We start from the raw sequence: 13,284 nt of genomic DNA on the forward strand, positions 1-13,284 counted from the left end.
CACGCAGGTGGTTTCAATCTCCGTTTCTTCAAAGAAAGGACGCAGGTAGTTTTTCAGGCTCTCGGCACGTTGGGTAGCCAACTTTTCGTTTTGCTCAAAGCTGCCTTCGGGGGAGCTGTAACCGGTGATTTCGATGCTACAGATACTTATCAATGGATCGTTAAGGGTTCGTGTGATATAGCTGTGCAGACTATTGATTTCATTGATATTGTTCGAAAAGTCGTAGAGGACGAAAGATTTGTTTAAGGGATAACTAAGATGTCCCTCAAGTTGCGTTGATTGCTGTGCAAATGCAATACCAGAACAATGTAGCATTGCCCATACTAAAATAACACTACTATTCAATAGTAGTTTATTGAGTTTACCCATGATGTTTTTTGTTCGTTTGCTATTAACTATCCTACACTTATCAATATCAATTGATGTTTATAAAATAGTTTTTGCAAAAGTATGGAAAGTTTAACGATATAAAAGATTGGATTCGTAGCCTATATATCACTGTAATATAGCCGATATATCACTATTATGTAGCCAACATGTCACATATCAGCATTTAATCGGTCACTGTAGCATTGAAAGAAATTGTAATTGAGAGCTTTAGATATACGCAAAAGTAAATCGGTGTCAATACTTTCACGCTTGAATATCTTATAAATATTCGTTCTGTCGCAATACAATTTCCTGCCAAGCCAAGCGGCGGATCGCTCTTGCCGCTGTAATTCTTCTTCGATTAAATGTCCGATGTGAATCATAGTGCTGTATAAAAAAAGGCGGAACCATTCGACCTATTCTGCTCCTAGGTACCGCCAAGCACCACGTATGTAAATAAGTACGAACAGTCCACGCCCAACAGCGTGAACCTTCACTTACTTATCCTCACATACATCAATTGGCGGTTTCAGAAGCAGAGAATAAGAGCTAAAGCTCAATATCTTAATAAGTATAAGAATGGAAACGCTTTCCCTATTGTTTATTAATTATATTCATTTAGTAAAATACAGCATGTTACAACTCTTGACGCATTATATTTATAATAAGACAAGGCGCATATTCTACTTCGTATTTAAATTGTTTTTATATGTTTATATATTAGAGTAACGTACAAATATACATCTAAAAATCAGAAAAACAATAATATTCTCAAAACAGGAGTCTTTACTACTCCTCTTATAGCGCTTTCCAGAACTTCTGAAAATCTCTGTATCTGCCATAGCATACCAGCTGGTCATCAGCTTGTATCTTGGCATTGTCCGGCAACTCATTCTTTACCTCATGCTCTAGAACAGAGATACCTACACAGTTCTTCAATAGTTCAGCACGTTTCAAGGCAATCAGTTTCAAACCGAATTCCTGATCCAGATTCAGTTCATTGACAAAGTAGCCCACAAACTTATCCGGAACTGTAAATTTGATTATATAATAGCTGGAATCAACCCGGAAAGTTTCTATATTGCTACCGAACTCCAAAAGGTGAACCAACCCACGCGCCGCATCTTCTTCGGGCGTAAGAATACGTTCTAATTCAAAAGCCTCAAGCACCGAACGATGCACAGCATCAATAGCGCGAGCATAAATGTGTTCCACCTTCTTCTGCTTCAGCAAAGCCACCACACGAATAGATGCACCGAAGTTTTCGCCGATAGCTACTACTACTACATCAACGGAATTCAGAGGAAGAACAGACAGAGCCTGATCGTCCGTAGCATCAATAACAAAGGCAGTAGCAACCTTATCTTTTAATCCGTCTACACGAGCAGCACTCACATCGGCACCTATCACTTCATGCCCCAGTGCCGATAATTCTTCAGCAAGTGCATGACCGTAATTTCCTAAACCGATAATAATATATTTCATATTTTATTCTTTTTGTATACCTACACAGCATAAGCTACCACAAAGATAGTTAGTTTATAATAATCTCACCACTTGGATACTGATATTTCGTCAGTTTCTTCTGTTTGATAATACCAAGCATTAATGTTATCAAGCCTACGCGTCCTATAAACATCAATGAAGAAACCAACAGCTTACTGCTATCATGCAATAACGTGGTAGCATTCAAGCTGGAACCTACCGTGCTCAATGCCGATACACATTCAAAAGTGATGGTCATAATCGTCATTTTAGGCTCTATAATACTAATGACAAAAATATATAGGAACAATACGCCGAAAGACATCACTACCGTAGCATTCGCACGGCGGATTGAGTCGTGTGACAATTCGCGTCCAAATACTTCCACCCGTTCCGTACCACGTACAACGGCCACCAAATTGAGCACCACTACAGCAAATGCATTAACTTTCACACCACCGGCGGTAGATTGGGCAGCACCTCCTACCCACATCAAGAACAAGTAAATCAACAACGATTGTACACTCAGACCTGCCAGATTCACACTGGAGAAACCTGCCGTACGGGGGCATGTAGCATTAAAAAATGCTTGTGTCCACTTATCGGCAACCGGCATTCCTGCAAAAGAAGCGTTCCACTCAAATATGGCAATACCTATCGTACCAAACAGCAAAAGCAAGAATGTTACAATCAGTACAATGCGGGTATTCAAGTTATATAAATGATAAAAACTCCGTCTCCCCCAATTCCAGGTACGCAGAAACTTCCATAGTCGCTTTATGTAAAAGAGGACTATATCTTTAAAATTCACAAGAATCGGAAAACCGATACCTCCCAGGATAATCAGCAGAGAAATATAAATATAGAACGGATTATGTCCGGTCATCACCAACGGGTTACCCAAGTTTCCGGGCAAAGTAGAGAATCCGGCATTACAAAAAGCAGATATAGCATGGAAAGCAGAAAAAGCAAGTTCTTCCTGAAAATCCATACCCATAGTCCCATGTATATCGCTCCAAATAGCTAGCATCCCCGCTCCTTCTATCGCCAACGTGAATACAAGGATATATACCAAAGTGGAGAGCAACGAGTTCAAAGAATTAGAGCTAACCATATCACGCACCACCAACTGATTATACAACGATGTATTTCCCATAAAGAACATCGCAAAGAAACTGGTCAAGGTCATGACTCCTAAACCTCCAATCTGAATCAGAAGGATAATCACTACAAATCCTGCCGGAGTAAAAGTAGAAGCCACATCTACCGAAGTGAGCCCTGTGACACACACCGCACTCGTTGAAATAAACAGCGAATCAACCCATGAAATACCATCTACAGTACATCGTGGAAGCATCAGTAATCCCGTACCTATAAGTATAATGAATAAAAAACTTACCGCCAGTATTAACGAAGGATTTGTTCGCCTTCCCAACATTCGTACCAATCCATTGGAAAGATTCAAGAAAGAGAACAATAACAATAAAATCATGTGATAGCTCTTTCCATGCAGAAAAGTCCAGAATTGTAATACTGCTCCCTCCTCATCCGGACGATGGAAAATGAGAGGAATTATAGTTAGATAAAGTAAGGCAGTCAATACCCAGGTCAGTTTGCTGAATTTACGCCGGGTGTCTTTATATTCCAGTAAAAGGCGTAAGGTTACATCGGTTAGAAAGACGATCCACACCCCACGATACAGATGATGAAGTTGTTGTACTTCCACCTCCGAAATAGTAAATCCATGTTCATAGACTACACCAACAATCAAAAGTATAGAAGCCAAATAAGTTATAGAAGTCATCACCCCTAATATCATCTTTGTATAGGGATGAATCCATTTATTTTGATATAAAAGAAATTTATGATAGATTTTCATGAAGTCATAGTTTAACGAAACTTGGCAAACTTAGACAATTCTGCCTTCATATACAAAAAACAAAGAGAAAAAGAAATTGATTTAAAAATAATGGCTACATTTGGGCTTTGAATTATTAATTATTTTAACCACTATGAGCAACAAAACTAAAAGATTCATTCTTCCGGAAGAGGAGATTCCACAGTATTGGTACAACATACAGGCAGATATGGTAAACAAACCAATGCCACCGCTTCATCCCGGTACCAAACAACCATTGAAAGCAGAAGACCTGTATCCTATATTTGCCGAAGAACTTTGTCGTCAGGAATTAAACCAGACCGATGCCTGGATTGAAATCCCGGAGGAAGTACGCGAAATGTATAAATACTACCGCAGTACTCCCCTAGTACGTGCGTATGGATTGGAAAAAGCACTGGGAACCCCGGCGCATATCTACTTCAAGAATGAGAGTGTCAGTCCGATGGGTTCGCACAAGCTGAACTCAGCTATTCCGCAAGCTTATTACTGCAAAAAGGAAGGTGTAACCAATGTTACTACCGAAACCGGTGCCGGACAATGGGGTGCTTCCCTCGCATACGCTGCACGTTTATTCGGACTGGAAGCAGCCGTTTATCAGGTAAAAATCAGCTATGAGCAGAAGCCTTACCGCCGTAGTATTATGCAGACTTTCGGTGCGCAGGTTACTCCATCTCCTTCCATGTCAACCCGTGCCGGAAAAGATATTCTGACTGCTCATCCCAACCATCAAGGTTCATTGGGTACAGCTATTTCCGAGGCTATCGAATTAGCACAAAACACTCCTAATTGTAAATATACACTTGGTTCAGTATTGAGCCACGTTACCCTGCACCAAACGGTTATCGGTCTGGAAGCTGAAAAGCAAATGGCTATGACAGGTGAATATCCTGATATGGTAATCGGCTGTTTTGGCGGTGGTTCTAACTTCGGTGGTATCTCGTTCCCATTCATGCGCCACAATATCCTCGAAGGCAAGAAAACCCGCTTTATTGCTGCCGAACCGGCTTCTTGTCCGAAATTGACTCGTGGTAAATTCCAATATGACTTTGGTGATGAAGCTGGTTATACTCCCTTGTTGCCGATGTTTACCTTAGGGCACAATTTTGCTCCTGCCAATATTCATGCAGGCGGATTGCGTTATCATGGGGCAGGTGTCATCGTTTCCCAATTGTTGAAAGACGGATTGATGGAAGCTATGGACATCAAGCAACTCGAATCTTTTGAAGCAGGTTGCCTGTTTGCACAAGTGGAAGGTATCATTCCTGCACCGGAGTCTTGCCACGCTATTGCAGCTGCCGTCCGCGAAGCAAACAAATGCAAGGAAACCGGTGAAGAAAAAGTAATCTTGTTCAATCTATCCGGTCATGGTTTGATCGATATGACATCCTACGATAAATACCTCTCCGGCGATTTAGTAAATTACGAACTTACCGATGAAGATATTCAAAAGAATCTGGATGAAATAGGTCAGTTGGGTTAATAGATATTCGCCATACTGACAAGCGGTTCATAGAGTTTCTCTATATCCTGCGAATCCATTTCAATTTGTACTTGGTCCCCTGGAATCAGACGTGTTCCTTTGGGGACCAAATTCTTTCCATCACGGTGTACATTAATAATGATGCAGCGCTCGGGAAGTAAAAGTTCATCGACCATTTTTCCATCCAGATAAGAATCCGTCATTATTTCCACAGAGAGCGTATAGCGCTTTTCTTCTTTAAAGTCGGGGGCATGTATCATATCTTCATACAGAGCAACATTAAACGGACGCATTTGGAGAAGCTCTGTAAAATAATATGTCAGCCCACCCACAACGACCGAAGGATAAAACACTTCGAAGTGTCCTGTGATTTCCGTAATCAACACAATGGCAGTAAGTGGTGTACGCTCGATGGCTACCAAGAAAGCGGACATGCAAACCAGCATCACATAACTTATGTTCTCGTAACTGATAATGCCATAATGCACTCCTATCAATCCGATAACCCGCCCCAGCAAACCGCCTGTAACCAATGTAGGAATAAAGTTGCCACCCGGTAATCCCGACGAAATCGAAAAGACTGAGAATCCAAAATGCAGAAATAGCATAGCTACCACCCACATAAGATCTGTGCTTCCATTTTGCGCCTGCCCCAACAGAAATTGCTCACCCCCACCGGTCAGGTTAACCTGCATCAGTGAAATGGAATAAGCTACCAACAACAAATATAGCAATTTAATGTATACAGGAGTGGTTGCCTTACTATACGCACGCTTAAAAGATATCAGTATGGACGAATAAAACTTTCCACAAACAGAAATGATAACTGCCAGAATGAGAAAATATTTCATCTGGACAAAAAACGTGATTATCGGCTCGGTAACTTCTATCAGATGATAAGGATTAACAGGAAAGACCAAACTAGCCACAGCTCCCGCTACAACCCCTGCCAATAAAGTAGTAATAGCTGTTTTGGGAGCGTCAAAACGTTCTATAGATTCTATAACGATAAGCGAAGAAGCCAAAGGCGCAGAGAAAGCGGCCGCAAGCCCTGCTCCTGCCCCTGCAGCCAGCAATTGTTTCTGTTCACCTTTCAAAACACGCGTCCACCGTGCAACCAGACTGCCCACGTATGACCCGATTTGTACCGAAGGTCCTTCACGTCCTAGTGACAATCCGGTAAAGACCGCAAGAATACCTCCTACGAACTTGGATATCAATTCAATAAAAGAATGATTGTAAGTGATGCGCCCGTTAATGGCGCCACGTGTCTGGGGAATACCTCCACCACTGATTAGAGGCATCTTCTTTACCATCCATGCCACGAAAATCAAGATTCCCCAAAACAAAAGAAATAAGAGAATGTGCCAGTACCACGCCGGACGAGAAGCAAAAAACTCTTCGCGCACATGCAGCAAATAGTAGAGAAGGTAATGATAGGGCACAGCAACCAATCCTGTCAGCAACCCAACAATCATACTGACAAAATATAGCCGGGCATCTACGAGTTTCAGTTTCCATATATGCCAGTCGCGGACTGTCTTCCAACCCTTAATTTTTGCCCAAAGATTTTTTGCTTTATCCCATAACTCCATAATAAAACAACTCCCATTACTTGCGTTTTACAACAACAAGAAACAGGAGTTGTTTTACACAGAAGCATTATTTACCAAAATCTGTTCTTTGCAGGATTATATTCAAATCCTACAGTCTTCAATTTTCGTACAATGTCTTCTTTTTCTACATTCATATCCTCGCACAAAGCATCGAGCGAAGGATAAAAATCGCGTAGTTTCATGTTGATGAAGCTGTATAGCATCATCGGCTCTTCGGGTAATTTCATCGTTATAATCTTTTTAAATTAAACTAATACCGGGCGCAAAATTACAATAAAAAATGAAAAGAATGCATATTTATGGCTTGAATATGTGCTTTGTTTACGCAAACGATTGTATAGCGGGGTTTAGGGGTTCTCCGTCTTTTCTATCTTCAATGCCACTTTTTCTATAATTTTGCTAAGTTCTGCTTCCAGTGGTATAACGTTGAAATCTTCCCAGAAACTTTCATCGTACTTGAAGTCGGTATCGGCAAGTATGGTATGAGTGGGTAGTCTTTCGGAACGGGGAAAACGGGTTACGTTTTTATCATCAATCCTACAGGTTACCATTTCAAACCAAGTATGCAAAACCGGATTGCTAGCCAGAACGCGCTTTCTCTTCATTTTGAAATAGATATCTCCACGAATATGATGAATATAGTAGGTTCCGTTCCATGGCTTATAAGAAACGGTATAGTTTATTTTTTGTGTAGTCAATCTGATCTTATGCGCCTGGCGGAGGACAAAAAGCCGGGTTGCCGATTTTACATATTTAGGATGGACTTCAAATCGTGCCTGCAATAATGCACTATTTTCGGAATCGATATAAAGTTCACCCCGAAATAACGGTTCTTTCACGCCTTGTTTCTGCTCGAAATAAACGACATTCGCGGTCCGGTTATCTACAGAAACAATATCACCGGATGTATAAGTATACAGTTCACCACTGGTATCAAGTTGCAGAAAATCCGGGATATCTTTTATAATATCCAATTGCAGGCAAGCCTCAACTCCCGACCTGAATTTGGCTATCAGGCTGTCTGTTTTCTCACGGTTATTGATCCTGCTCATTTTAAGTAACTTCACCTGATCGTTGGCATCAGGTTCCATAGCCGAGTTTTTATAAACCTTGAATACAGCTTCAGTCAGGCTTTGAAATTTATTCTTCAGTTGAACGCCTTCTCTATAGAAAGTAGTCAGAAAAACGGGAACAGAGGAATAATTCTTATTTCTATATTCCATCATTTCACGAATCAACTTCTTGGGTTCTACTAGACGGATAAGTACCTCTTGCAGAGGTATTACTCTGGGTTCAAGACTGAGGGTATTGTTACGCCCTTCCAATGCAGATGCTTCAATGCTTTGACCTACGTATCCCAAGTGGGAGAATGCAAGTACGGCATTCTTCAAAGAATCGGGCAGATGTAACCTAAACTCTCCGTTTTGATTCGTAATGTTGCCAAGGGATGTACCTTGTACTATGACCGATGCGTTGGCAATAGGTTCCGCTGTTTCCTTATCCAGTAGATTACCGATTATAGTAGAATACACCGGCTGGGAAGGTGCGGTTGCCCAGCCCCTAGCCAATGTTTTCTCTCCAGTGCGCGTTATTAATATATGATTACCTAATACCTTTAAATCTAAATTCCTGTTACCGGTTATTTCAAAAATAGCCTGCCGCACTGTACAGCTCTTTTTCCTGATATTTACTTCAGAATCGTTGTTTATCAAATTACTGTCATAAATAAACAGATAACCGGATTGCTCTGATACCTTTCCCAATAAAGAGTAAACAGTTCCCCTTGTCCTGGGCAACTGAATGATGCGTTCCAGCACATCCCCTCCATCTGCTTTCACATTGCCGACAATGAGAAGCAACTGGAATAGAAGTATGTAGAAACGGCTTAGTCTCATAAAAACCTCCTTACGTTTTCAGATTCATCATTCAGATAATATCAGCTTATTACCCTCCCGGGCACATTTCAGATTGAAAGTCCAGCAAATAAGTTCGGCTACCGATTCCGGCGAGTTATCGGAGAATTCAACGGTTAACCGCTTTTTGCCTAAGGCCGGAGAAAGCGTCTCAATCTGTCGACCGGACGATTCCATATTCACTACCCGTAACACATCTTCCAGACATTCATCCTTGAAACGTATATTTTTAGTATAGCGGTCGAAATGACCGGAATACTTTGTTGTACTAATTTGCAGCCCATCATTTTGTAAGATGACGGTTTCGCCGGCTCCGACATACAAAGTTTGATTTCCTTGTTTCAGGGATACTTTCACTTTACCCCTCAATACGGACAAACTAAAAGGATTCTTCTCATTGCTACGGACATCAAAAGCTGTTCCCAACACTTCCACCCGCACTTTCTCCGTATCGATCAGGAAAGTTTGTTCCGGCCTTTTAGCGACATCAAAGAAGGCTTCACCTTGCAGATTCACTTCCCGTCGGTCGGTATCAAAATGTTCCGGATATTGTAATGTGCTTGCTTGTGCCAAATACACGACGGAACCATCTTCGAGGGTTTTAACCAAAGTTGCCGCCTCCTGATTTTCCTGGGTTACGAAGTTACGGGTATCTACATCCGGTGGCGACGTCCTCCAAAGTGTGAGAGCAAAAACGACTCCCACTATCATAGCGGCAGCGACCGCACCCCACCCAAGAATGTATCTACGTGGCTTACGCTTCTTGGTTTCGGCCAGCAGATTATCTTTCTCAAAACGGGCATATAGTCGTTCCCACACTTCGTCTGTCTTTGTTTTCTTTTTAATTTCCATTATCTTGATTGAATATAATTATCTATTTCAACTCGCAAAGTACGGAGTACTTTTGTCATTTCCGCTTCCACTGTTTTCACGGATAAGGAAAGTGCCAAAGCTATTTCTGCATATTTCATGCCTTGCATGCGATGCATAATGAAGATACGCCGCCTACGGTCGGGCAACTTGTTGAGAGCCTGCTGAACAAGTGTCTGAAGTTCTTTGTACTCCATCTGCCAATGCGGGTCTATAGAGGCTTCCGATTCTTTGGCTGTCTGTACAGATGTCTGGTAGCGCTCCTTCACCTCTTGATGCTCACAATATTGGATGGCTTCATTCCGTACTGCCCGGTACAAATAGCTTTTGACGGATTGCAATATCTGTAGTTGTTCCCTATTTTTCCATAAGGTATAAAATAGCTCTTCAACAATCTCTTCGGCCGACTCCGTATCTCCTGTAATACCCGCGGCATACCAGCAAAGAGGGGAATAATAACGGCGGAAGACTTCTTCAAACGCCTTTATATCGCCCTCTTTAATTTTAGCAAGTATCATTAGCTCGTTCAGCATACTCTACAGGTTTTAGGATTGCTCCAAATATATAAAAACTATCTGAGAGTTAGCGTGATTGCTTCTTCAATTTATCGACTGCATGCTCTAACGACTCGGTAGGCTCAATGATATTGTAGCTCTTCCAGAAATCTTCATTCCAATATTCGTCTACCAAGTCATAAAAGACCTGTTTCTGTTTGAAGGCATTCTTATTGGATATATTGGAGAATGCATGCTCCTTCCGGTCGGTTACCACCATTTCGGAGTAAGCGGTATAGCTGGATGAAAACAGTTTCTTTTTCCAGTCGCACTTAAAGCGGATCACATTTTGGATATAATTCAGATAGGTCTTTGAATCCTGCTGCTTGTAAGTAACCAGGTAGGACACTTCCTGCGGGCGAAATCTCAATCCGAGAGGTTTCTTATGCAGGATAGCTTCCACAGCTTTCACCCGGTTTGCCATATCCAAAGAGAAATCGGCACGAGTGAAAGTCAGTCTTTCACGGTCAATATAAAGTTTGCCGATAAACAGGGCATACATCAGGTTGACCCGAGGACGGAAGCTTATGACGTATTGCATACGGTTGTCTAGGTTTACAGGCTCTTCCATACGGAATTCATAGTAATTCAGATTATCCATGCTCAGCAATGCATCGCCATTTTTCACAATGTCCAAGTAAAGAGACAGGTTCGGACCACCTACTACTTTTACTGCTAATGTATCACCACCCTTTTGACTCAGGAGGCGACGACCTTTCTGCAACTGTACCTTATCTTGTTCAGTATCGCGCCTATCGTAAGAGGTTTTGTACACATCCATAACGGCTTCTGATACACTAATGTAACGACGACGTTTCTGCACGGTTTCACGATAAAAGGCAGTCAGCATATTCTCACTGGAGGCATAGTTTACGGGGATTTTCTTAATAGCTTCTTCTACGATAGTACGCGGATTATTGCCATAGATTACAATTTCATTGAGAAGATTGGGAGCGGGAATCATCCAGATCGTTAAATCTTCGCGTTTGCCAAGCTCATCAAGAGATAAATGGGTGTTGAGGTAACCGATGTGGGAGACTTCTACCCCCCGAAAAGCTTCGGCTTCGGTTACTTTCAGTGAAAATGTACCATCGGCGTTAGTAACTGTACCGATATTGGTGCCGACAATGGATACATTCACGTTTTCCAATTTCTTCCGGCTATCCTTGTTTTTTACGATACCGGTTATGATGAGGTCGTTCACAGCAGCATCCTGTGCCTGCAACGGGGTGATATCTAAACATAAGAATGTGAATAAACACCCAAGCGTAAATCCTATCAAGTTTTTCATAAGGCATGGTTTTTAAAGGGTTTCTATTATTAAGAGCGGTAAGGAAAAGAAAACCCTATGAAATCGGGAAGAAAAATGGAAAAAATAATTCAAAAACCACCCAAGAACATAATGTAAAATTTTATCACATTTCGATCAAGATGCTCAAAAATGTAAAACTCATATCCGACCACGCAAAAACACTCCTCAGAAGCACTTCTCGACGGGGTTATCTCACATAACGACAGAGGTCACCTCACATAACGACAGAGACTACCTCATATAACGACAGAGGCAGCCTCACATAACGACAGAGGGTGCCTCTGTCAAGGTAGCAAATCCTACAATCCGAAATCGTTGTGATATTTCAAACAGATTATATAATTCATAACCTAACAGAAAGGAATTAGCGTCCTACTTCTTAGTTGCAGTTTTCGCTTGTCCTTGCTTCTTTCTTCTCCAAAAGTCGCCATTAGCTTTGCTACCCCGATAGGCTTTATTTTCTTTGGCCTTCTCTTTTATCTCTTCGGTTTTCGTAGCCTGCGCTTGTGAACCGGCTTGGGTGACAAAAGGATGATTTTTAATAACGGGGATCTGGAGACCGATGAGTTTCTGAATATCTTTCAGATAAGGAAGTTCTTCGGATTCACAGAAAGAAATGGCTATTCCTTCATGTCCGGCACGTCCTGTACGCCCGATACGGTGAACGTATGTTTCGGGAATATTGGGAAGTTCGTAGTTGATAACATGCGAAAGCTGGTCGACATCAATACCGCGGGCAGCAATGTCTGTAGCTATGAGTACACGCAATGCATGAGCCTTGAAAGCGGTCAAAGCACGTTGGCGGGCATTCTGTGACTTATTGCCATGGATGGCCTCGGCCGGAATACCGTTCTTATTGAGTATTTTCGTAATCTTATCAGCTCCATGCTTGGTACGGGTAAAAATAAGTACCGACTCAATATCCGGCGCCTTCAGCAAATGCAACAGTAAATCTTTCTTTTCGGCCTTCTCTACAAAGTAAACAGATTGCTGGATGGTTTCTACAGTCGATGAAGCCGGAGTTACTTCTACTTTACGGGGTTTGAAAAGTATGGTATTGGCCAGTTTCTCTATTTCGGGAGGCATGGTGGCGGAGAATAAGAGCGTTTGGCGCTTCTCCGGGATAAGTTTCAATACACGTTTTATGTCGTGTACAAAGCCCATATCAAGCATTCGGTCAGCCTCATCGAGAACGAAATATTCCAGGCCTTTCAGAGAGATAAATCCCTGCGCCTGCAAGTCGAGTAATCGTCCGGGGGTGGCAATCAATATCTGCACGCCATGCGTCAAAGCATCGACTTGCGGTTTTTGAGGCACTCCTCCAAAGATAACCGTATGTTTCAGACCCGTATAACGACCATACTCCTCGAAGTTCTCGCCAATTTGAATGGCAAGTTCACGAGTGGGGGTAAGTATCAATGCACGGATACCTTTTCTTTTATCCGATTTATAAAGTCTTTGAAGTATAGGAATGGAAAACGCTGCGGTCTTTCCTGTTCCGGTTTGTGCACATCCCAATAAATCATTTCCTTGTAACAGTATCGGGATTGCCTGTTCCTGGATGGTAGTAGGTATTTCGTAATTTACCTGATCAAGAGCCTTCAATATAGGCTCAATAAGTTCTAATTCTTTAAATGTCATTCAATAATTATTCATAACCGCTGTTAGTACGTCTAACTCTGGAAGGCACAAAGGTACAGCTTCTTTTCAAGCCACACAAATATTTTAAGAAGAAGTAGTAAGTAGTCAAGTAGTAAGTAGTTAAGTAGAAATGATTCGTCTGAT

The 13,284-nt window shown here is 41.8% G+C and carries 10 protein-coding genes and 1 pseudogene; 1 reads left to right on the plus strand and 10 read right to left on the minus strand.

All coding sequences use genetic code 11. The annotated features are described in order from the left end of the window. From Q1W14_RS08475 to Q1W14_RS08490, 3 genes and pseudogenes are all read right to left on the minus strand, one after another. Nucleotides 1-369 (minus strand): annotated as a pseudogene (locus tag Q1W14_RS08475) (hypothetical protein); the annotation flags it as partial. A 798-nt stretch (nucleotides 370-1,167) separates the two neighbouring features. Further along, a complete protein-coding gene (locus Q1W14_RS08485; RefSeq protein WP_300700691.1) occupies nucleotides 1,168-1,854 on the minus strand; it encodes a TrkA family potassium uptake protein in 687 nt (228 codons plus the stop codon). A gap of 49 nt (nucleotides 1,855-1,903) precedes the next feature. Next, entirely contained in the window at nucleotides 1,904-3,733 is a 1,830-nt protein-coding gene (locus Q1W14_RS08490; protein ID WP_300700692.1) for a potassium transporter TrkG, read from the minus strand. A 133-nt stretch (nucleotides 3,734-3,866) separates the two neighbouring features. Here Q1W14_RS08490 and Q1W14_RS08495 point away from each other — a divergent pair, with 133 nt between their 5' ends. After that, complete coding sequence (locus tag Q1W14_RS08495; RefSeq protein WP_300700695.1) at nucleotides 3,867-5,234, plus strand: TrpB-like pyridoxal phosphate-dependent enzyme; 1,368 nt, start codon at nucleotides 3,867-3,869, stop codon at nucleotides 5,232-5,234. On the opposite strand, the gene Q1W14_RS08500 is transcribed toward Q1W14_RS08495, so the two are convergent. The 7 genes from Q1W14_RS08500 to Q1W14_RS08530 all read right to left on the minus strand — a co-directional run bounded on the left by Q1W14_RS08500 (nucleotide 5,231) and on the right by Q1W14_RS08530 (nucleotide 13,140). Next, a complete protein-coding gene (locus tag Q1W14_RS08500) occupies nucleotides 5,231-6,829 on the minus strand; it encodes a ClC family H(+)/Cl(-) exchange transporter (RefSeq protein WP_300700697.1) in 1,599 nt (532 codons plus the stop codon). The genes Q1W14_RS08495 and Q1W14_RS08500 overlap by 4 nt on opposite strands. A 71-nt stretch (nucleotides 6,830-6,900) precedes the next feature. After that, complete coding sequence (locus Q1W14_RS08505) at nucleotides 6,901-7,077, minus strand: DUF4250 domain-containing protein (protein WP_294591907.1); 177 nt, start codon at nucleotides 7,075-7,077, stop codon at nucleotides 6,901-6,903. Between the two features lie 120 nt (nucleotides 7,078-7,197). Further along, nucleotides 7,198-8,745 (minus strand): carboxypeptidase-like regulatory domain-containing protein, encoded by a 1,548-nt coding sequence (locus tag Q1W14_RS08510; protein WP_300700700.1) that lies wholly within the window; start codon nucleotides 8,743-8,745, stop codon nucleotides 7,198-7,200. A gap of 27 nt (nucleotides 8,746-8,772) precedes the next feature. After that, nucleotides 8,773-9,618, minus strand: a complete 846-nt coding sequence (locus Q1W14_RS08515) for a FecR family protein (protein ID WP_300700795.1) — start codon at nucleotides 9,616-9,618, stop codon at nucleotides 8,773-8,775. Then, nucleotides 9,615-10,166 carry an RNA polymerase sigma-70 factor gene (locus Q1W14_RS08520; protein WP_300700702.1) on the minus strand — a complete coding sequence of 184 codons (552 nt, stop codon included), beginning with the start codon at nucleotides 10,164-10,166 and terminating at the stop codon, nucleotides 9,615-9,617. The genes Q1W14_RS08515 and Q1W14_RS08520 overlap by 4 nt, the downstream gene beginning before the upstream one ends. 49 nt (nucleotides 10,167-10,215) lie before the next feature. Beyond that, nucleotides 10,216-11,478 carry a carboxypeptidase-like regulatory domain-containing protein gene (locus Q1W14_RS08525; protein WP_300700704.1) on the minus strand — a complete coding sequence of 421 codons (1,263 nt, stop codon included), beginning with the start codon at nucleotides 11,476-11,478 and terminating at the stop codon, nucleotides 10,216-10,218. A 393-nt stretch (nucleotides 11,479-11,871) separates the two neighbouring features. Beyond that, a complete protein-coding gene (locus Q1W14_RS08530) occupies nucleotides 11,872-13,140 on the minus strand; it encodes a DEAD/DEAH box helicase (protein ID WP_300700706.1) in 1,269 nt (422 codons plus the stop codon). Between the last annotated feature and the right edge of the window lie 144 nt (nucleotides 13,141-13,284).

Origin of the sequence: Bacteroides sp. (assembly GCF_030151085.1) — a bacterium.
Classification (GTDB): domain Bacteria; phylum Bacteroidota; class Bacteroidia; order Bacteroidales; family Bacteroidaceae; genus Bacteroides.

Bases quoted from the DNA above. Each gene is read 5' to 3' on its own strand.
- Q1W14_RS08525 (WP_300700704.1), bottom strand. From the start codon at position 11,478: ATGAAAAACTTGATAGGATTTACGCTTGGGTGTTTATTCACATTCTTA.
- Q1W14_RS08520 (WP_300700702.1), bottom strand. From the start codon at position 10,166: ATGCTGAACGAGCTAATGATACTTGCTAAAATTAAAGAGGGCGATATA.
- Q1W14_RS08485 (WP_300700691.1), bottom strand. From the start codon at position 1,854: ATGAAATATATTATTATCGGTTTAGGAAATTACGGTCATGCACTTGCT.
- Q1W14_RS08505 (WP_294591907.1), bottom strand. From the start codon at position 7,077: ATGAAATTACCCGAAGAGCCGATGATGCTATACAGCTTCATCAACATG.
- Q1W14_RS08490 (WP_300700692.1), bottom strand. From the start codon at position 3,733: ATGAAAATCTATCATAAATTTCTTTTATATCAAAATAAATGGATTCAT.
- Q1W14_RS08530 (WP_300700706.1), bottom strand. From the start codon at position 13,140: ATGACATTTAAAGAATTAGAACTTATTGAGCCTATATTGAAGGCTCTT.
- Q1W14_RS08495 (WP_300700695.1), top strand. From the start codon at position 3,867: ATGAGCAACAAAACTAAAAGATTCATTCTTCCGGAAGAGGAGATTCCA.
- Q1W14_RS08500 (WP_300700697.1), bottom strand. From the start codon at position 6,829: ATGGAGTTATGGGATAAAGCAAAAAATCTTTGGGCAAAAATTAAGGGT.
- Q1W14_RS08510 (WP_300700700.1), bottom strand. From the start codon at position 8,745: ATGAGACTAAGCCGTTTCTACATACTTCTATTCCAGTTGCTTCTCATT.